Below are 17714 nucleotides of genomic sequence, written 5' to 3' on the forward strand. Positions count from 1 at the left end.
CTGTGTGACGGCACGTCCCGATACGGGATGCCGTATGTGCCCATCGTGAGGTATGCCACTGACAATCCGTTCTGACCTGGGCTTTTGCTTCGATCGAAGGTTCGGGTTACTTTTTGCACTGACCAGTCAGTTCAAAAACTCCGGCAGTTCTGGACATCAGGGGGTGGGCCGTGGGCGGAGTCGCCGTCACAACCGAGGGATTCGGGCTCAAGGGGCCGCGCGGATGGGCGTTCCGCGGGATCGGCCTCGACGCAGAGCCCGGTGCGCTGATCGCCGTCGAGGGGGCGTCGGGGTCGGGCCGTACGTGTCTGCTGCTCGCGCTCACCGGGCGGATGAAGGCGTCCGAGGGGACGGCGGCCGTGGGCGGGGCCCGGCTGCCGAAGCAGCTCACGGCGGTACGGCGGATGAGCGCCGTGGCCAACGTCGCCGGTGTCACCGACCTCGACGCGGCCCTGACCGTCGGGGAGCACCTGCGCGAACGGGCGCTGTTGCAGCACCGGTTCGGCGACTCCCTGCGCGGGCTGCTGCGGCCGCGTGCCGAGCGCGCGAACGAGGTGAGGCTGCGGATCGACACCGCTTTGAGCGCCGCCGGTCTCGACCGGGAGGCCCTGCCGAAGGGTTCCCGGACCGCCGTACGCGATCTGGAGCGGCTGGAGGCGCTGCGGTTGTCCATCGCGCTCGCCCTGATCGGGCGGCCGCGGCTGCTCGGCGTCGACGACGCCGATCTGAAGCTGTCCGACGCGGAACGGGCCGAGGTCTGGGCGCTGTTGACGTCGATCGCCGAGGCGGGGACCACGGTCGTGGCGGTGTGCAGCGAGGCCCCCGAGGGGGCCGTGAAGGTGTCCACGCAAAGCGCCCTCCAGGGCTCGGCTCGGAAGAAGGAGGACGCCGATGCGCTCGCCGCGACTGGCCGCGCTTGAGCTCCGGCGCTTCGGACGGGGGAAGCTGCCGCGGGCCGCGCTGGTCGCGCTGCTGGTGCTGCCCCTGCTCTACGGCGCCCTGTACCTGTGGTCGTTCTGGGATCCGTACGGCCGGCTGGACCGCATCCCCGTGGCGCTCGTGAACGACGACAAGGGGGCGACCGCCGACGGGAAGAAGCTCGCGGCGGGCGACGACATCACCCGGGGGCTGCACGACAGCGACGTCTTCGAGTGGCACGAGGTGAGCGCCGCCGAGGCACGCGCGGGCGTGGAGGACGGCACGTACTACCTGTCGCTGACCGTGCCGACCGACTTCAGCGCGCGGATCGCGTCCAGTGCGGGCGACTCCCCCGAGACGGGAGCGCTCCAGGTGCGGACCAACGACGCCAACAACTACATCGTCGGGCAGATCTCCCGCACGGTCTTCAGCGAGGTGCGCCAGGCCGCGTCCACCAAGGCGTCGCGGTCGTTCCTGGACCGGATCTTCATCTCGTTCTCCGACATCCACGGCGCGACGGTCAAAGCCGCCAAGGGCGCCGACAAGCTGGAGGGCGGGCTCGGAAAGGCCGAGAAGGGGTCCAAGGACCTCGCCGACGGGCTGAAGGACGCCAAGAGCGGCAGCGGCAAGCTGGCCAAGGGGCTCAACAAGCTCGACAAGGGCGCGGGCGACCTGGAGGACGGCTCGCAGCAGGTCGCGGAGGGCACCCAGACGCTCGCCGACAAGGTCAACGGGGTCGCGGCGAAGGCGGGCCCGTTCCTGGAGGACAACGAGAAGACGATCGGCGACACCGCCCAGCTCGTCGCGGACTCCAGCAAGGCGATCCGCAAGCACCTGGACACCCTGGTGACGACGGCCCCCGTCGCCGCCAAGGGCGCCCGCACGGCCTCCGACACGCTGGAGGAGATCCACCGGACGCGCTGCGAGAAGGCCCTACTGCCCGACGCGGCCTGCGCCGACCTGGAGAAGGCCAAGGACGCGGCCGCCGACGTGGCGACCATCGCCGACGACCTCAACACCCTCGTGGGCGACCAGGACGGCGACCTGAAGAAGCTCGACAAGAACCTGGCGACCCTGCAGAAGCAGGCCCAGGCGCTCGCCGACCGGGCACCGCACCTCTCCGAGGACCTCGACGACGCCGTCTCCAAGGTCAACGAGTTGAACGAGGGCGCGGGGAAGGTCGCCGCGGGCGCCAAGAAGCTGCACACGGGGCTCGGCACGGCCAGGACCGGTGCCGGTGACCTGGACGAGGGGGTCGGCAAGCTCAAGACCGGCGCCGCCGACCTGAACGGCGGCATGTACAAGCTGGTCGACGGCTCCGGGAAGCTCTCGGACGGGCTCCACGACGGCGCCGACCAGATCCCCGACTACGACAAGCAGGACCGCGACGATCGCACCGAGGTCATGGCCGACCCCGTCCAGCTGGTCTCCAAGGACATGCACAAGGCGCCCAACTACGGCACCGGGTTCGCCCCGTACTTCATCCCGCTGTCCCTGTGGGTGGGCGCGATGGTGGCGTACATGCTGGTCGCACCGATGAACCGGCGCGCGCTCGCCGCGGGCGCCCCCGCGTGGCGGATCGCCCTGGCGGGCTGGCTGCCGGTGGTGGCGGTCGGGGTGCTCCAGACGGTGGCCCTGATGTCGGTGCTGCACTGGGCGATCGGCCTGCAGATGGTGCGGGCGGCCGGCACGGTGGGCTTCCTCTTCCTGGTCACGGCGTGCTTCGCGGCGATCGTGCAGTGGCTGAACGCCCGCTTCGGGGCGGCGGGACGGATCCTCGTCCTCGCCTTCCTGATGCTCCAACTGACGTCCGCGGGCGGCACGTACCCCGTGCAGACCAGCCCGGGCTTCTTCAACGCGCTCCACCCCTTCCTGCCGATGAGTTACGTCGTCGACGCGCTCCGCAGGCTCATCTCGGGCGGCGGTCTCGGTCCGGTCTGGCACGCGTGCGTGGTGCTCGTCGCCTTCACCGCGGGCGCGCTCGCGCTGACCGCGCTGTCGGCCCGCCGCCGCCAGGTGTGGACGCTCGACCGGCTGCACCCGGAGCTGAGCCTGTGACCTCGACGACCGCAGGGTCCCCGGTTGCTGTGAGAATCGGGACCATGGAAAGCAGCAGCGGCAGCACGCGCCGCGAGGCCACCCGGCAGAAGCTCTACGAGGCGGCCGTCACGCTCATCGCGGAGCAGGGCTTCTCCGCCACCACCGTCGACGAGATCGCCGAGCGGGCCGGGGTGGCGAAGGGCACGGTCTACTACAACTTCGCGAGCAAGTCCGTCCTCTTCGAGGAGCTGCTGCGGCACGGTGTGGGACTGCTCACCGCCTCCCTCCGGGAGGCCGCGGAGCGGACGGCGCGGGAGGGCGGCAGCAAGACGGACGCCCTGGACGCGATGATCCGGGCCGGCCTGGTCTTCATCGACCGCTATCCGGCCTTCACCCAGCTGTACGTGGCCGAGCTCTGGCGCACCAACCGGGCCTGGCAGTCCACGCTCCTGGTGGTCCGGCAGCAGGCGGTGGCGGTCGTCGAGGACGTGCTGCGCGAGGGCATCGCGAACGGCGAGTTCCACGAGGCGATCGATGTCTCCCTGACCGCGTCCGCCCTGGTCGGCATGGTGCTGGTGGCGGCCCTGGACTGGAAGGCGTTCCAGTCGGAACGCTCCCTGGACGATGTGCACTCGGCGCTGTCACGGCTGCTGCAGGGACGGGTGAGCGGCCGGGGCTGAACCGGCGCTACGCGCGCGTGGACAGACGAAAGCGCCGGTCCGCTGTGGCCGCGTCCCCCGCGGGCCACCTCGAACCGGCGCCTTCTCGTGCTCCCCCGTTTTCCCCCGTTGGACCCCCGTTCGGTCGTTCCCCCGGGCCCCCCGTGCCTCGCTCCCGCCGACTTCCGCCGGCGGAAGGAGCGGATCCGGGGCGGCTCCGCTCCGGCGCCCCGTGTCGCCGGTGCCGAGCCGTTCCCCTTCTCCGTGGTCCCACTCTCTCGTTCGCGCAGGTCGGCCCCCATCCGCGCGCGTACTCATCTCGCCCCCTAGGTACGGATACTCAGACCTGTGTACTCAGGCCCACGCCGCTCCGTTGCCGAGTGGTTACGATCGCCTCCGTGTCGGTACTCCCTCTCGTCTTCACCAGCGGCTGGGCCAGCGGAATCAACGCGTACGCCGTCGTGCTGCTGCTCGGCGCCTTCGGCGCGACCGGGCTGAGCGACGACGTCCCCGAGACGCTCCAGCGCCCTGAGGTCCTCATCACGGCCGGCGTGCTGTTCCTGTGCGAGGCGGTCGCCGACAAGATCCCGTACGTCGACTCGGCGTGGGACTCGGTCCACACGCTGATCCGCCCTGCCGCGGGCGCCTGGGTCGGTGCGGTGCTCGCCGGGCAGAGCGGTTCGCTCAACGACGCGGTCGCGGGTCTGGTCGGCGGTTCGACGGCGCTGGCCAGCCACGCCGTCAAGGCGGGGACGCGGATGGCGGTGAACTCCTCGCCCGAGCCGTTCAGCAACGTGATCGTGAGCCTGGCCGAGGACCTCGGGGTCGCCGGGATCGTCACCTTCGCCATATTCCACCCGGTGGCGGCGGCGAGCATCGCGGCCGTCCTGCTGGTCGGCGGCCTGGTGATACTCGTCTTCCTGATCTCCCGGATCCGACGGTTCCTGCGCCGCCGGGCGCAACGGCGCGAGGAGAGGCGGCTCGCGGGGCGGACGGGGCATCCACCGGGCTGGTGACCCCCGGCGGTCCTCAGAAGGCGCCCGCGGCGGGGGCTGTCAGTGGCGGCCGATAAAGTCGCAGGCATGGCACGGATTGCGGTGATCGGCGCCGGGATGGGCGCGATGGCGACGGCCGCCCGGCTGGCCGTCGCGGGCCACCGGGTGGCGGTGTACGAACGTACGGAGACGTACGGCGGTGCGGTGCGCCGCCTGGAGCGCGACGGCTTCGCCTTCGACACCGGACCGGGGCTGCTCACCGTTCCCGCGGTCTACCGCGATCTGTTCGTCAAGACCGGCAAGGAGCCGCTGGAGTCGGTCGTCGAGCTGGTCCAGGTCGACCCGTCGACACGGCACGTCTTCGCGGACGGCACGGAGGCCAGTCTGCCGAACGCTTCCCGCGCGGGTGTCGTCTCGGCGCTGGACGAGGCGCTCGGCTCCGACGCGGGCGCCCGCTGGGGCGACTTCCTGGTCCGGGCCCGCGAGGCCTGGGACCGCACCCGCCGGCCGCTCCTGGAGGAACCGCTCTGGCCGAACTGGTCGGTGCTGGCCGACCGCGAGCCCTATCCGTCGGTCCCGCACAAGAAGCTGCTCCGCACCCGCCGGGCCGGCACGCTCGCCGAGGTCGGCGCCTGGGAGCTGCGCGATCCGAGGCTCGTCGCCCTCCTGGAGAGCCACGCCCTCGCGTCCGGCCTGGATCCGCGAGTCGCCCCGGCGAGCGCGGCGGTGCTGCCGTACATGGAGCACGCCTTCGGCACCTGGTATGTCCGCGGCGGCATGCGGGAGTTGGCGCGCGCGGTGTACGAGCGGTGTGTGGCGCGCAGGGTGGAGTTCCACTTCGGTGCCGAGGTCACCGGGGTGCTGGAGAAGGACGGCCGGGCGGCGGGGCTCGAACTGGCTGGGGGCACCTCCCAGGCTTTCGGCTCTGGGGGAGGGGAGGTGGCGGAGGCGGACTTCGTCGTCGCCGGTGTCGCTCCCGATGTGCTGAGCCGCTGTGTGCGGGGCACCGCGGTGCGGGAGGCCGGTGCGGTTCCTCCGCAGCGCGGGCTGCCGAGCCGTCTGACGGTGCTGGTGGCGCTGCGCGGCCCGCGCCCGGAGGGAGCGGCGCACCGGACGGTCGTGCACGCGGAGGACCGGGAGCGGGAGCTGGACCTGCTGTTCGGCGCGTCCCGGGGGCTCGATCCACACCCCACGCTCACCGTGCTGCGCCCCGACGACCCGGGGGTGGTCCCGGACCCGGACCACGAGGCGATCACCCTCACCGCCACGGTGCCCGCCGACGCCGACCGGGAGCGGCCGACGTCCGAGGTCTTCGACGATCACGCGGACACCCTGATCACCGCGGCCGAGCGTGCCGTACCGGATCTGCGCGAGCGCCTTCTCTGGCACGAGGTGCGGGTCCCGGCCGACATCGCGGAGGCGACCGGCGCGGAGGGAGGCGCGGTTCCCGCCCCGGCTCTGGCCGCGGCCGAAGGCCGCCTGCTGCACCCGGCGAACACCACCGGGCTGCCCGGTCTGTTCACCGTGGGCGGCTGGTCCCACCCGGGCGGAGGCCTTCCGCACGCCGGCATGTCGGGTGCGCTGGTGGCCGGGCTGATCGTGGAGGGGCCGGAGTTCCGGGGCTCTCGGTGACCGCTGGTCAGAAGCGGTACTGCTCGTCGTAGCCGTTGCCCTGCTGGCCGTTGTTCTGCTGGCCGTTGCCCTGGTAGGGGTACTGCTGCTCCTGCGGGAGCTCGCCGCCGTAGGTCTCGTCGGTGCGCTGCTGCGGGACCCACACACCGCCGGCCGGGGTCTCGCCGTAGGTGGGGTTGCCGTACTGGTCCTGGCCGTAGGCCTGCTGGCCGTACTGCTGCTGGCCGCCGTAGGAGGTGTCGTAGCCGCCGTAGGTCTGGGTGCCGATGTACGGGTCGGAGTAGGCGGCGTACTGCTGCTGTCCGGCCATGTCGTAGCCGTACTGCTGCTGGTCATAGCCGGTGTAGCCGTCGTAGCCGTAGTTCTGGTCGGCGCCCTGGGCGGCCGTCGCGTACTGGTCCTGGGTCTGTCCCTGACCGGCGTACGTGCCGTCGTTGTATATGCCGTAGGAGCCGGTGTCGTCGGGCATCGGCTGCGGCTCGTAGACCTCGGCGGCCGCGGGGCGGGCGGGCGTGAAGACGTCGTCGCGGTCGTAGTCGTCCTGGCCGTAACGGGACGCGTTCGGGACGTAGTTGCCCTCGTCGCCGTAGGCGGCGTCCGTCGCCTCGAGGTCGGAGACCTCCAGGGTCGGCTCCTCGCGGCCGCGTTCGCGGCGGCCGCCGCGCTTGCCGCCGACGAGGCCGCCCAGGGCCTCCGGCGGATTGACCGCCCAGCCCTGTTCGAAGCCGCGGCGGAAGGAGAGGGTGACGTAGGTCTGGCCGACCGCGAAGGCGATGGCGCCCAGTCCGATGACGACCACCGACGGGATGAGCACACCGAGTACGACGCCCACGAAGCCGGCGAAGGCGAGCAGTCGCCAGCGGAGCCGTGCCTTGTACTGCAGCAGCACCTCGCCCAGCAACCACAGCGCGACGATTCCGAACGCGATGTAGAGGACCGTCCAGCCCATGTACGCCCCTCTCCCAGTGACCGCTACGCAGTGTGTCGTATATCGGTGCGGCCGGTCTAGGCCTGCGGTGGGTGGTGCAGGCCCAGGTTCTCGTAGATCTCCAGCGACGCCGTGGAGTTGTTGAGCGTGATGAAGTGCAGTCCGGGCACTCCCTCGGCCAGCAGCCGGGCGCAGAACTCCGTGGCGAACTCGATACCGATGGAGCGTACAGCGGCCGGATCGTCTTTTGCTGTGAGGATCCGCTCTTTCAGGACAGAGGGGATGGCCGCGTTGCTGAGCTGTGGCAGGCGCTCCAGCATCCGCACGCTGGTCACCGGCATGATCTCGGGGATGACGGGGGTCTCGCAGGCCGCTTTGACGACTCGGTCACGCAGTCGCAGATAGGACTCCGGCTGGAAGAACATCTGCGTGATGGCGTAGTCGGCGCCGGCCCGGCACTTGTCGACGAAGTGCGCGACGTCGGCGTCCCAGTCCCCGGACCGCGGGTGCATCTCCGGGAAGGCGGCGACGCCGACACAGAAGTCGCCCGATTCCTTGATGAGCCGGACGAGTTCGGCGGCGTACGTCAGCCCCTGCGGGTGGGCCACCCAGTCGCCCATGGGGTCGCCGGGCGGGTCGCCGCGCACGGCCAGGATGTTGCGGATCCCGGCGTCGGCGTACTGGCCGATGATGTTGCGCAGTTCGGCGATGGAGTGGTTGACCGCGGTGAGGTGGGCGACCGGCGTGAGCGTGGTGTCCGCGACGATCTGCTGGGTCTCCTTGACGGTGCCCGCGCGGGTGGAGCCGCCGGCACCGTACGTGACGGAGACGAAGTCCGGGGCGACCGCCTCGACCCTCCTGAGCGCGCTCCACAGGTTCCGCTCCCCCTTGGGGGTTTTCGGCGCCGAGAACTCGAACGAGTACGTCGCCTTGCCCGTGGCGAGCATGTCGCGCACGGTGCGTGCGCGGTCAGTCCTGGTGGATGCGGTTCCGAGGGCCATACCCGCAGGTTAGCCAGGGGGCAGCGGTCACCCAACCGGATCCGGGAAATTTGCCCGTTTTGTCGACTTGTTGTCCACCCTTCGGACACCGGGGCCCGTCACGCCGGGTCCCTGAGCCTCTTCGCGAACTCCGCCGCGGCGGCTCCCGGGTCGTCCGCCTCCGTGATGGCCCGTACGACGACGACCCGGCGGGCGCCCGCCTCCAGCACCTGGTCGAGGTTGGCGAGGTCGATGCCGCCGATGGCGAACCAGGGGCGGTCGGTGCCGAGGGAGGCGGTGTACCGGACCAGGTCGAGGCCGGGTGCGTGGCGGCCGGGCTTGGTCGGGGTCGGCCAGCACGGGCCGGTGCAGAAGTAGTCCACGCCGTCCTGGACGGCGGCCGCGGCGGCCTCGGCCTCGGAGTGCGTGGAGCGGCCGACGAGGATGTCGTCGCCGAGGATCGCACGGGCCGCGGGGACCGGGAGGTCGCCCTGGCCGAGGTGCAGGACGGCGGGCGGCCAGGGGTGGGTGGCCCGGGCCGCGTGCGCCACGTCGGCGCGGTCGTTCACCGAGAGGACCTTGCCGTACATGTGGCACTTGTCGGCGAAGAGCTCCAGCCAGCCCAGTTCCTCGTCCGCCTCCAGGGTCTTGTCGCGGAGCTGGATGAAGTCAACGCCGTTCTCCAGGACCGCGTCCAGGAAGTCGGGCAGGTCGCCCTGCTTCTTGCGGGCGTCCGTGCAGAGATAGAGCCGGGCGTCGGCCAGCTGGGCGCGGGCGTCGGTGTCGGACGTGACGGGCATGGGTGTCCCCCGTTGTCGGTGGCGTACGGGCCGCGGGCCGGTGCGGTCGACCTGGGCGGGCCGGGCGTAGTGAACCACAGGGACGTCTCCCCGGCCCACGCCCGGGCCCAGGTGCGACGAGCGGGTCCGTCCCACGTCCTGGCGACGAACCCGCAGGTCATCGTCGCCAGGTGTGGGGCACGTCCGGTTCGGCGGTCCTGGGTCAGACGGCGAGCGCCTGGGCCCTGCGCTTCACCTCCGTGCCGCGGTTCTCGCTCAGCGCCTGGGCGGGGGTCCCGGGCAGGCTGTCGTCGGGGGTGAAGAGCCACTCCAGCATCTCTTCGTCGGAGAAGCCGTCGTCCCTCAGGAGCGTCAAGGTCCCGGCGAGGCCCTTGACGACCTTCTGCTCGACCCCGTCGATGAAGGCGGCGGGGACGTGCAGTGCGCGGTTCTCACCACGGCGTACGGCGATGAGCTGGCCGTCCTTGACCAGCTGGCGCGCACGCGTCACCTCGACATCGAGGATTTCCGCGATGTCGGGGAGGGTGAGCCAGGCGGGGACGAGAGCATCGATCTTTGCGTCAATCTCGGTCACGGCATCAAGCCTGCCATCCCGCACCGACAGTCGGAAGCCAGACCCCTGCGACCTGGGCTTTCGCACTACACCGTTGCCGCTTTCAGCGGTCGCGACGGGTCCGCCAGCAGCTCCGGGTCCAGCTCCGGCCCCGCCTCGATCAGCCGCCGTCCCTGTGCCAGGTCCCGGGGCCGGCCCACCGCCAGCAGGGCGACGAGGCGGTTCTCGCGCAGCCAGCAGACCGTCCAGGCCGGGCCGGACGGGTCGCCGCGCCACAGGACCGTGTCGGCGGAGGTGTGGTGGCCGACGTACTGGACGAAGCGGCCGAACTGCTCGGACCAGAAGTACGGCACGGGGTCGTAGACCGCGGGCGTCTCGCCGATGATGTTCGCCGCCACCGTTCGCGGGCCCTGGAGGGCGTTGTCCCAGTGGTGGACCAGCAGCCGCTCGCTGTACCTTCCCGAAGGGAAGGACGCGCAGTCGCCGACCGCGTAGACGTCCGGCGCGGACGTGCGCAGCCGGTCGTCGGCCACGACCTCGCCGTGCGCGCCGAGTTCGATGCCCGAGCCGGCCAGCCAGACCGTGGCGGGGCGGGCGCCGATGCCGACCACGACGGCATCCGCGGGCAGCCGCGTGCCGTCGTCCAGGAGGACCTCTCCGGGCCGCACCCGCTCCACGCGCGCGTGGGTGCGCAGCTCGGCACCGGCGTCGGCGTACCAGGACGACATCGGCGCGGCCACCTCCGCGGGCAGCGCCCCCGCGAGCGGCCGTTCGGCGGCCTCCACGACCGTGACCGCGCAGCCCGCCTCCCGCGCGGCGGTGGCGAACTCGGCGCCGATCCAGCCCGCGCCGACCACCACGATGTCGTGCTGCCGGGCGAGTACGGGCCGCAGCCGCTCGGCGTCGTCGAGGGTGCGCAGCAGATGCACGCCGGGGACGCCCTCCGCGCCGGGCAGCCGGATCGGTTCGGCACCGGTGGCGAGGACCAGGACGTCGTACGGCACGGGCCCGCACTCGGTGTCGAGTTCGTGCTCGGCGGGGCGGACGCCCAGCACCTCGCGGCCCAGTTCCAGTGCGATACCGAGTGCCTCGAAGTCGACGTCGAAGGCGGAGCCCTCGGCCTTGCCGAGCAGTACGGCCTTCGACAGCGGCGGCCGGTCGTACGGCTGATGCGGCTCCGCGCCGATGAGGGTCACGGTGCCGGTGAAGCCCTGTTCGCGCAGGGCCACCGCGGTCTGTACGCCGGCCATGCCCGCGCCGACCACGACCACGCGCCGCTGAGACTGCTCCGTCTGCTCGCTCACCGGATCACCATAGACAACTGACAATTTGTCAGTCAGCGGTCCTGCACCGTGACCTGCTCCACAACGCTCGTCCCGCTGCCCGGCTGCGACTCCCACTCCCAGCGCTCCTCCAGCCGCACCCGCCCGTCCGGCAGTTCGACGACCGTGGACACGCAGTGCCCCGATGAGGTCGTCCCGTCGTGCTTGAGCTGGACGTACCGGAAGTCGAGCCGGTCGCCCTCGCGGGTGCCGACCAGATGCCCGCGCACGACGTCGCCGCCCGTGTACTCGGCCCAGATCTCGCCGCTCTTCTCGTGGTACGCGAACCGGGTGCGGGTACCCACCTGACCTGGGGCCTGGTCGGCGACGGGGGCGAGGACGAGGCCGTCCAGCGAGCGGGGCATGGCAGCAGGCTCCCTTACACAAGCGCAAAACCAAGAGCTAGGGTGGCCAACGTAGAGCACTCGCGGGAGCCCGGACGCACCGGGCTGAGAGGGAGGCTGGCGGCCTCCGACCGTACGAACCTGATCCGGGTCATGCCGGCGAAGGGAGGGGCTGGACGCCCATGTCCTCACGTACGTCAGACGTCCTCGTCGTCGGGGGCGGAATCATCGGCCTCGTCACGGCCTGGCGGGCCGCGCAGCGCGGTTTCGCCACGGCCGTCGTCGATCCCGAACCGGGCGGCGGGGCCGCCCAGGTGGCCGCCGGGATGCTGGCCGCCGTCACGGAACTGCACTACGGCGAGCAGACCCTGCTGGGCCTGAACCTGGCCTCGGCCCGCCGCTATCCGGAGTTCGCGGCCGAGCTCACCGAGCTGACCGGCCACGACCTCGGCTACCGCCGCTGCGGCACGCTCGCCGTCGCACTGGACGCCGACGACCGTGCCCATCTGCGGGAACTGCACGCCCTGCAGCAGGAGTCGGGCCTGGATTCGGAGTGGCTGTCCGGGCGGGAGTGCCGGCGCCTGGAGCCGATGCTCGCACCGGGTGTGCGCGGCGGGCTGCGGGTCGACGGCGACCATCAGATCGACCCCCGGCGGCTGATCAAGGCGCTGCTGGCCGCCTGCGAGCGGGCGGGCGTGGTCTTCCACCGCCTCTGGGCCGAGCGCCTGGACCTCGTGGCGGACCGGGCCGCCGGCATCACGGCCACCGACGGCACCCGGCTGGGCGCGGCCCAGGTGGTGCTCGCCGCCGGCAGCCTCAGCGGGCGGCTCGCCGGTGTCCCCGACGAGGTCCTGCCGCCGGTGCGCCCCGTGAAGGGGCAGGTGCTGCGGCTGACCGTGCCACAGCGGTACGCGCCCTTCCTGAACCGGACCGTGCGGGCCGTGGTCCGTGGCAGCCAGGTCTATCTGGTGCCGCGCGAGAACGGCGAGCTGGTGATCGGGGCGACCAGCGAGGAGCAGGGCTGGGACACCTCGGTGACCGCGGGCGGGGTGTACGAGCTGCTGCGCGACGCCCATGAGCTGGTGCCGGGCATCACGGAGCTGCCGCTCACGGAGACCCGCGCGGGACTGCGCCCCGGTTCCCCCGACAACGCTCCGCTGCTCGGACCGACCGAGCTCCCGGGGCTGCTCCTGGCGACCGGCCACTATCGCAACGGTGTGCTGCTCACGCCGGTCACCGGCGACGCGATGGCCCATGTGCTGACCACGGGTGAACTGCCGGACGAGGTCCGCGCCTTCACCCCCCGGCGTTTCACCTTCACGGAGCTGCCCGCATGAACATCTCCGTCAACGGAGAGCCGCGGGAGATCGCTCCCGGCACGGCTCTCGACACCGTCGTGCGGGCCCTCGCCCCGGCCCCCGCCGGAGTGGCCGCGGCCCTCAACGAAACCGTCGTCCCGCGCGGACACTGGCCGTCGACGTCCCTCTCCGAGGGAGACCGCGTCGAGGTCCTCACCGCCGTCCAAGGAGGCTGACCCATGGCCGACGATCCCTTCGTCCTCGGCGGTACGGCCTTCCCCTCCCGCCTGATCATGGGCACCGGCGGCGCGCCCAGCCTGGATGTGCTGGAGCGGGCGCTGATCGCCTCCGGCACCGAGCTCACCACGGTCGCGATGCGGCGCGTGGACCCGACGGTGCACGGCTCGGTCCTGTCCGTGCTGACCAGGCTCGGCATCGAGGTGCTGCCGAACACCGCGGGCTGCTTCACCGCGGGCGAGGCCGTACTGACGGCCCGCCTCGCGCGCGAGGCCCTCGGCACCGAGCTGATCAAGCTGGAGGTCATCGCCGACGAACGCACCCTGCTGCCGGACCCCATCGAGCTTTTGGATGCCGCGGAGACGCTGGTCGACGACGGTTTCACGGTGCTGCCGTACACCAACGACGACCCCGTCCTCGCGCGGAAGCTGGAGGACGTGGGCTGCGCGGCGATCATGCCGCTGGGCTCCCCGATCGGCTCCGGGCTCGGGATCCGCAATCCGCACAACTTCCAGCTGATCGTCGAGCACGCGCGCGTGCCGGTGATCCTGGACGCGGGGGCCGGCACGGCGTCGGACGCGGCGCTCGCGATGGAGCTGGGGTGCGCGGGTGTGATGCTCGCCTCGGCGGTGACGCGGGCCCAGGAGCCGGAGCTGATGGCCCACGCGATGCGGCACGCGGTGGAGGCGGGCCGGCTGGCGTACCGGGCGGGGCGCATCCCCAAGCGGCATTTCGCCGAAGCCTCGTCCCCCAGGAAGGGGTTGGCGCAACTGGATCCCGAACGCCCCGCATTCTGAACGTACGTTCGATGCAGGCCGAAAGTCGTTGCGACGTCCGTCACAGGACGGCTTCAGTCCCGCCCCGATCTCGCCCGAACCCGCGGCCCTGTCAGTCGCGGCTCGTACACTCACCTGCGTGGATACGACCCTTCAGGACCCTCTGGTCGGGCAGGTGCTCGACGGCCGCTATCGCGTGGACGCGCGGATCGCGGTCGGCGGGATGGCCACGGTCTACCGGGCCGTGGACACCCGCCTCGACCGCGTGCTCGCGCTGAAGGTGATGCACCCGGGCCTCGCCGCCGACGTCACCTTCGTCGACCGGTTCATCCGCGAGGCCAAGTCCGTCGCCCGGCTCGCCCACCCCAATGTGGTGCAGGTCTTCGACCAGGGCACCGACGGGTCGTACGTCTATCTCGCCATGGAGTATGTGGCCGGCTGCACCCTGCGTGACGTGCTGCGTGACCGTGGCGCGCTGCAGCCGCGGGCCGCGCTCGACATCCTGGAGCCGGTCCTCGCCGCGCTCGGCGCCGCGCACCGCGCGGGGTTCGTGCACCGGGACATGAAGCCCGAGAACGTGCTGATCGGGGACGACGGCCGGGTGAAGGTGGCCGACTTCGGGCTCGTCCGCTCCGTCGACACCGTCACCAACACCACGGGCACCGTGCTCGGCACCGTCTCGTATCTCGCGCCGGAGCAGATCGAGAGCGGCACGGCCGATCCCCGCGTCGACGTCTACGCGTGCGGTGTCGTGCTGTACGAGATGCTGACCGGTGAGAAGCCTCACGACGGGGACTCCCCCGCCGTGGTGCTCTACAAGCATCTCCACGAGGACGTCCCGCCGCCCTCGGGCATCGTGCCGGGGCTGGCGTTCGAGCTGGACGAGCTGGTCGCCTCGGCGACCGCCCGCACCCCGGACATCCGTCCCTACGACGCGGTGGCGCTGCTCGCGCTGGCCCGCGCGGCACGTGGCGCGCTCAGCGAGGACCAGCTGGACCTGGTGCCGCCGCAGGCCCTGTCCGTCGCGCACAGTGGCGCCGAGGACCGCACCAGCGTGATCCCGCGCTCTCTGACGGTGCCGCGGCCGCTGCCGGTCAACGAGGACGGGACCGCGCTCCACCACACGAGCCGGTTCGAGTCCCCGCCGCCCCCGCCGCCCCGGCGCCGTTCGGGACCCCCGCGCGGGCCGCTCGCGATCGTCGTCGCCCTGCTGCTGATCCTCGGTGTCGGAGCCGGCGTCTGGTACATCAACTCCGGCCAGTTCACCAAGGTCCCGGCACTGATCGACAAGACCGAGACGCAGGCCCGGGACCGGCTGGAGGAGGCCGGGCTCGAGGTCGGCACGGTGAAGCAGGAGTACAGCGACACCGTGAAGCGCGGCCGGGTCATCGGCTCGGACCCGACCGTGGGCACCCGCATCCGGAGCAACGACTCCGTGACGCTGACCGTGTCCAAGGGCCCCGAGACCGTGAAGCTGGGCGACCTGAAGGGCCTGCGTCTCGACAAGGCGAGGGCACGGCTCAAGGGGGACGGCCTCGAACCGGGCATGGTGACCCGGGCGTTCAGCGACGACGTCATCAAGGGCTTCGTGATCAGTACCGACCCGGAGGCGGGCACCACGCTCCGCTCGGGCGCGGCGGTCGCCCTGGTCGTCAGCAAGGGCAGCCCGGTGGACGTCCCGGACGTCACCGGCGAGAGCCTGGAGGACGCGAAGGCGGACCTGGAGGACGCGGGCCTGAAGGTGAAGGTCGCCTCCGAGCAGGTCAACTCCGAGTACGACAAGGGCCTGGTCGCCGCGCAGACCCCGCAGGACGGCAGCAGGGCCGCCGAGGGTGACACCGTGACGCTGACGATCTCCAAGGGCCCGGAGATGGTCGAGGTCCCGGACGTGGTCGGCGACAGCGTCGATGACGCGAAGGCAGCGCTGGAGGGGGCCGGCTTCGAGGTCGACGAGGACCGCGGGCTCCTCGGACTGTTCGGCGACACGGTCAAGAACCAGTCCGTGGAGGGCGGCCAGACCGCCCCCAAGGGATCGACGATCACCATCGAGATCCGCTGAGCGGGCCTTGCCACCATCCGACGCCAGGGTGCCCCGCGCCGCGTGACACCCTGGTCGGGTGATGACTCAGCGCAACCCCGTCGGCGGCCATGTCCCCGTGGCCGGCGGTCTGAACTCCGTCGGCCTGTCCTACGCCCGTGACCTCGCGGCCGAGACCGTGCAGGTCTTCGTCGCCAACCCGCGCGGCTGGGCCACGCCCACCGGCAACCCGCGGCAGGACGAGGAGTTCCGTGCGGCCTGCGCGGCGGAGTCGATCCCGGCGTACGTCCATGCCCCGTATCTGATCAACTTCGGCTCGCACACCGAGGCGACGGTGGAGAAGTCGGTGGAGAGCCTGCGGCACTCGCTGCGGCGCGGGCGGGAGATCGGGGCGCTCGGTGTCGTCGTGCACACGGGCAGCGCGACCGGCGGCCGGGACCGGTCCGTCGCCCTCAAGCAGGTCCGGGAGTACATGCTGCCGCTGCTCGACGAGCTCACCCACGACGACGACCCGTATCTGCTGCTGGAGTCGACCGCAGGTCAGGGCGCCTCGCTCTGCTCGCGGACCTGGGACTTCGGTCCATATTTCGAGGCGCTGGACGCCCACCCCAAGCTGGGCGTCTGCCTCGACACCTGCCACATCTTCGCGGCCGGCCACGACCTGACCGGCCCCTCCGGCATGCACCAGACCCTCGATCTGCTGGTGGACACCGTCGGCGAGGGCCGTCTGAAGCTGATCCACGCCAACGACTCCAAGGACGTGGTCGGCGCCCACAAGGACCGGCACGCGAACATCGGCGCCGGCCATATCGGCGAGGACCCGTTCCGGGCGCTGATGACCCACCCCGCCACCGAGGGCGTACCGCTGATCATCGAGACGCCCGGCGGCAAGGAGGGACACGCGGCGGACGTGGAGCGGCTGAAGAAACTGCGAGACGCATAACCCGTTACGGAATACCCCTGGGGGGTATACGGTTCTTACTCGGTGCAGGAACCGTTACCTGACATTGGGGGCACTCATGCAGCACGAGGCGCACGCGGGACACGCTCACCACCAGACAGACGGCGGCTGGGCCATGGCCGTCCGGGCCACCCTCCACTGCCTCACGGGGTGTGCCATCGGCGAGGTGCTCGGCATGGTCATCGGCACCGCGCTCGGCTGGGGCAACACCCCGACCCTGATCCTGGCGATCGTCCTCGCCTTCTTCTTCGGCTACGCGCTCACCCTGCGCGGCGTCATGAAGGCGGGCCTGGACCTGCGCGCCGCACTGAAGGTGGCGCTGGCCGCGGACACCCTGTCCATCGCCGTGATGGAGCTGGTCGACAACGGAGTGATCGTGCTGTGGCCGGGGGCCATGGACGCCGAACTCGCCGACCCGCTGTTCTGGGGCGCGCTGGCGATCGCCCTGGCCATCGCCTTCGTCCTCACCACGCCGGTCAACAAGTGGATGATCGGCCGCGGCAAGGGCCACGCGGTGGTGCACCAGTACCACCACTGAGCCCTACAGGTCCGGGCCGTCCCCCGGCACCTCCTGGTAGGAGTAGCGCTGCTCCCGCCAGGGGTCGCCGACGTTGTGATAGCCGCGCTCCTCCCAGAAGCCACGGCGGTCGGCGGTCATGTACTCGACGCCGCGGACCCATTTGGGCCCCTTCCAGGCGTACAGATGGGGGACGACCAGCCGGAGCGGGAAGCCGTGCTCGGCGGTGAGCAGCTCGCCGTCCTTGTGGGTGGCGAAGATCGTGCGCTCGGCGGCGAAGTCCGCGAGGCGCAGGTTGGAGCTGAAGCCGTACTCGGCCCACACCATCACATGGGTGACGGCCGGGTCCGGCGGGGCGATGTCCAGGATGGTCCGGGCGGGGACCCCGCCCCACTCCGCGCCGAGCATGCTGAACTTCGTGACGCAGTGCAGATCGGCCACGACGGTGGCGTGCGGCAGAGCCGTGAACTCGTCGTGGTTCCAGCACTGCTTCTCACCGTCGGCGGTGGCTCCGAAGACGCGGAACTCCCAGCGTTCGGGGCGGAACTTGGGGACGGGCCCGTAGTGCGTGACCGGCCAGCCGCGTTGGATTCGCTGTCCCGGCGGAAGCTCGGACTGTGCCGCTTCTCCTGACTCGCGTTCCACCGGCTGACCCATGACTCCATCCTGACAGACCTGGGGCAGTGCACATGACCAGCCCCTTGCTAATTCGCCTC

General features: G+C 71.4%; 18 protein-coding genes and 1 riboswitch. Of the genes, 11 read left to right on the plus strand and 7 right to left on the minus strand.

Going from position 1 to position 17714, the window contains the following annotated elements; translation table 11 throughout:
* The first annotated feature begins 170 nt into the window (after window positions 1–170).
* From ACIOHP_RS17405 to ACIOHP_RS17425, 5 genes are all read left to right on the plus strand, one after another.
* Window positions 171–920, plus strand: coding sequence for an ATP-binding cassette domain-containing protein (locus tag ACIOHP_RS17405; protein WP_401888297.1), 750 nt, complete (start codon window positions 171–173; stop codon window positions 918–920).
* Window positions 892–2976: a YhgE/Pip family protein gene (locus tag ACIOHP_RS17410; protein ID WP_401888300.1), complete on the plus strand. Its 2085-nt coding sequence runs from the start codon at window positions 892–894 to the stop codon at window positions 2974–2976. The genes ACIOHP_RS17405 and ACIOHP_RS17410 overlap by 29 nt, the downstream gene beginning before the upstream one ends.
* 44 nt (window positions 2977–3020) lie before the next feature.
* On the plus strand, window positions 3021–3638 hold the full coding sequence (locus ACIOHP_RS17415; protein ID WP_361488517.1) for a TetR/AcrR family transcriptional regulator: 618 nt from the start codon (window positions 3021–3023) through the stop codon (window positions 3636–3638).
* Between the two features lie 377 nt (window positions 3639–4015).
* Complete coding sequence (locus ACIOHP_RS17420) at window positions 4016–4633, plus strand: DUF4126 domain-containing protein (protein WP_361488520.1); 618 nt, start codon at window positions 4016–4018, stop codon at window positions 4631–4633.
* Between the two features lie 66 nt (window positions 4634–4699).
* Window positions 4700–6244 carry a phytoene desaturase family protein gene (locus ACIOHP_RS17425; protein ID WP_401888302.1) on the plus strand — a complete coding sequence of 515 codons (1545 nt, stop codon included), beginning with the start codon at window positions 4700–4702 and terminating at the stop codon, window positions 6242–6244.
* A 7-nt stretch (window positions 6245–6251) separates the two neighbouring features.
* Here the strand turns inward: ACIOHP_RS17425 and ACIOHP_RS17430 are convergent, their stop codons facing one another.
* The 6 genes from ACIOHP_RS17430 to ACIOHP_RS17455 form a co-directional block, all read right to left on the minus strand.
* Complete coding sequence (locus ACIOHP_RS17430; RefSeq protein ID WP_361545288.1) at window positions 6252–7193, minus strand: hypothetical protein; 942 nt, start codon at window positions 7191–7193, stop codon at window positions 6252–6254.
* Window positions 7194–7249: 56 nt separating this feature from the next.
* Complete coding sequence (gene metF, locus ACIOHP_RS17435) at window positions 7250–8173, minus strand: methylenetetrahydrofolate reductase [NAD(P)H] (RefSeq protein WP_266893589.1); 924 nt, start codon at window positions 8171–8173, stop codon at window positions 7250–7252.
* Window positions 8174–8271: 98 nt separating this feature from the next.
* On the minus strand, window positions 8272–8952 hold the full coding sequence (gene thiE, locus ACIOHP_RS17440) for a thiamine phosphate synthase (protein WP_401888306.1): 681 nt from the start codon (window positions 8950–8952) through the stop codon (window positions 8272–8274).
* A gap of 202 nt (window positions 8953–9154) precedes the next feature.
* Window positions 9155–9526: an Rv2175c family DNA-binding protein gene (locus ACIOHP_RS17445; RefSeq protein ID WP_266893585.1), complete on the minus strand. Its 372-nt coding sequence runs from the start codon at window positions 9524–9526 to the stop codon at window positions 9155–9157.
* A 65-nt stretch (window positions 9527–9591) separates the two neighbouring features.
* The gene (locus ACIOHP_RS17450) at window positions 9592–10809 is read right to left on the minus strand and encodes an NAD(P)/FAD-dependent oxidoreductase (RefSeq protein ID WP_401888308.1); all 1218 of its coding nucleotides are present in this window, start codon (window positions 10807–10809) and stop codon (window positions 9592–9594) included.
* A 32-nt stretch (window positions 10810–10841) separates the two neighbouring features.
* Window positions 10842–11192: a hypothetical protein gene (locus ACIOHP_RS17455; RefSeq protein ID WP_361545299.1), complete on the minus strand. Its 351-nt coding sequence runs from the start codon at window positions 11190–11192 to the stop codon at window positions 10842–10844.
* 52 nt (window positions 11193–11244) lie between these two features.
* Window positions 11245–11356, plus strand: a riboswitch (TPP riboswitch).
* Here ACIOHP_RS17455 and thiO point away from each other — a divergent pair.
* The 6 genes from thiO to ACIOHP_RS17485 all read left to right on the plus strand — a co-directional run bounded on the left by thiO (window position 11354) and on the right by ACIOHP_RS17485 (window position 17019).
* Window positions 11354–12508 carry a glycine oxidase ThiO gene (gene thiO / locus ACIOHP_RS17460; protein ID WP_401888310.1) on the plus strand — a complete coding sequence of 385 codons (1155 nt, stop codon included), beginning with the start codon at window positions 11354–11356 and terminating at the stop codon, window positions 12506–12508. Its footprint overlaps the riboswitch before it by 3 nt.
* The gene (gene thiS, locus ACIOHP_RS17465; RefSeq protein WP_401888313.1) at window positions 12505–12705 is read left to right on the plus strand and encodes a sulfur carrier protein ThiS; all 201 of its coding nucleotides are present in this window, start codon (window positions 12505–12507) and stop codon (window positions 12703–12705) included. The genes thiO and thiS overlap by 4 nt, the downstream gene beginning before the upstream one ends.
* A 3-nt stretch (window positions 12706–12708) precedes the next feature.
* Window positions 12709–13503, plus strand: coding sequence for a thiazole synthase (locus ACIOHP_RS17470; RefSeq protein ID WP_401888316.1), 795 nt, complete (start codon window positions 12709–12711; stop codon window positions 13501–13503).
* 118 nt (window positions 13504–13621) lie between these two features.
* Window positions 13622–15541 carry a Stk1 family PASTA domain-containing Ser/Thr kinase gene (gene pknB / locus ACIOHP_RS17475; RefSeq protein ID WP_361545311.1) on the plus strand — a complete coding sequence of 640 codons (1920 nt, stop codon included), beginning with the start codon at window positions 13622–13624 and terminating at the stop codon, window positions 15539–15541.
* 61 nt (window positions 15542–15602) lie between these two features.
* Window positions 15603–16463: a deoxyribonuclease IV gene (locus tag ACIOHP_RS17480; protein WP_401888318.1), complete on the plus strand. Its 861-nt coding sequence runs from the start codon at window positions 15603–15605 to the stop codon at window positions 16461–16463.
* A 76-nt stretch (window positions 16464–16539) separates the two neighbouring features.
* On the plus strand, window positions 16540–17019 hold the full coding sequence (locus tag ACIOHP_RS17485) for a DUF4396 domain-containing protein (protein WP_361545317.1): 480 nt from the start codon (window positions 16540–16542) through the stop codon (window positions 17017–17019).
* Between the two features lie 3 nt (window positions 17020–17022).
* Here ACIOHP_RS17485 and ACIOHP_RS17490 read toward each other — a convergent pair whose 3' ends face one another.
* The gene (locus tag ACIOHP_RS17490) at window positions 17023–17655 is read right to left on the minus strand and encodes a sulfite oxidase-like oxidoreductase (protein WP_401888321.1); all 633 of its coding nucleotides are present in this window, start codon (window positions 17653–17655) and stop codon (window positions 17023–17025) included.
* Between the last annotated feature and the right edge of the window lie 59 nt (window positions 17656–17714).

It is taken from the genome of Streptomyces sp. NPDC087859 (genome assembly GCF_044742595.1).
Taxonomy (GTDB): domain Bacteria; phylum Actinomycetota; class Actinomycetes; order Streptomycetales; family Streptomycetaceae; genus Streptomyces; species Streptomyces canus_F.

What these genes read in the sequence shown, in the direction of transcription:
- ACIOHP_RS17415 (WP_361488517.1), top strand. Translation starts at nt 3,021, where the DNA reads ATGGAAAGCAGCAGCGGCAGCACGCGCCGCGAGGCCACCCGGCAGAAG.
- thiS (WP_401888313.1), top strand. Translation starts at nt 12,505, where the DNA reads ATGAACATCTCCGTCAACGGAGAGCCGCGGGAGATCGCTCCCGGCACG.
- thiO (WP_401888310.1), top strand. Translation starts at nt 11,354, where the DNA reads ATGTCCTCACGTACGTCAGACGTCCTCGTCGTCGGGGGCGGAATCATC.
- ACIOHP_RS17425 (WP_401888302.1), top strand. Translation starts at nt 4,700, where the DNA reads ATGGCACGGATTGCGGTGATCGGCGCCGGGATGGGCGCGATGGCGACG.
- ACIOHP_RS17480 (WP_401888318.1), top strand. Translation starts at nt 15,603, where the DNA reads ATGACTCAGCGCAACCCCGTCGGCGGCCATGTCCCCGTGGCCGGCGGT.
- ACIOHP_RS17485 (WP_361545317.1), top strand. Translation starts at nt 16,540, where the DNA reads ATGCAGCACGAGGCGCACGCGGGACACGCTCACCACCAGACAGACGGC.
- thiE (WP_401888306.1), bottom strand. Translation starts at nt 8,952, where the DNA reads ATGCCCGTCACGTCCGACACCGACGCCCGCGCCCAGCTGGCCGACGCC.
- ACIOHP_RS17455 (WP_361545299.1), bottom strand. Translation starts at nt 11,192, where the DNA reads ATGCCCCGCTCGCTGGACGGCCTCGTCCTCGCCCCCGTCGCCGACCAG.
- metF (WP_266893589.1), bottom strand. Translation starts at nt 8,173, where the DNA reads ATGGCCCTCGGAACCGCATCCACCAGGACTGACCGCGCACGCACCGTG.
- ACIOHP_RS17410 (WP_401888300.1), top strand. Translation starts at nt 892, where the DNA reads ATGCGCTCGCCGCGACTGGCCGCGCTTGAGCTCCGGCGCTTCGGACGG.
- ACIOHP_RS17470 (WP_401888316.1), top strand. Translation starts at nt 12,709, where the DNA reads ATGGCCGACGATCCCTTCGTCCTCGGCGGTACGGCCTTCCCCTCCCGC.
- ACIOHP_RS17490 (WP_401888321.1), bottom strand. Translation starts at nt 17,655, where the DNA reads ATGGGTCAGCCGGTGGAACGCGAGTCAGGAGAAGCGGCACAGTCCGAG.
- ACIOHP_RS17430 (WP_361545288.1), bottom strand. Translation starts at nt 7,193, where the DNA reads ATGGGCTGGACGGTCCTCTACATCGCGTTCGGAATCGTCGCGCTGTGG.